Origin of the sequence: Prevotella sp. HMSC073D09 (assembly GCF_001814145.1) — a bacterium.
Taxonomy (GTDB): Bacteria; Bacteroidota; Bacteroidia; order Bacteroidales; family Bacteroidaceae; genus Prevotella; species Prevotella conceptionensis.
On sequence record NZ_KV815004.1, the window covers coordinates 1 to 300 of the forward strand.

Here is a 300-nt window from a genome sequence, read left to right on the forward strand (position 1 = left end):
AGGACACGGCCTTTGGGAAGTAGCTTGCCAGATGTTCCTTGATGAAAAAGAGGTAATAGTGCTTGAAGTTGCGGAATGAGCCAAAATGGTAGCACAGCAGGATGGTCATGATTTCGCTCTTGGACATTTGCCCTTTGCGGTTTCTCATTCGCTTATATCCCTCGTCTATGGGGGCGATATGGAGATTTTTAGTTAATTCGGCATCTAAATTCTTGCAGAACTCATCCAATACACAGAAGATTTCAGTAACTTAGTCAGTGGTAATCATCGCTATATATGTTTGTAAGTTATTGATTTTCA

Annotated in this window: 1 pseudogene; it reads right to left on the minus strand. The window is 41.0% G+C overall.

Going from position 1 to position 300, the window contains the following annotated elements:
- Window positions 1-241: pseudogene (locus HMPREF2955_RS16730) on the minus strand (IS982 family transposase); the annotation flags it as partial.
- Window positions 242-300: the final 59 nt, after the last annotated feature.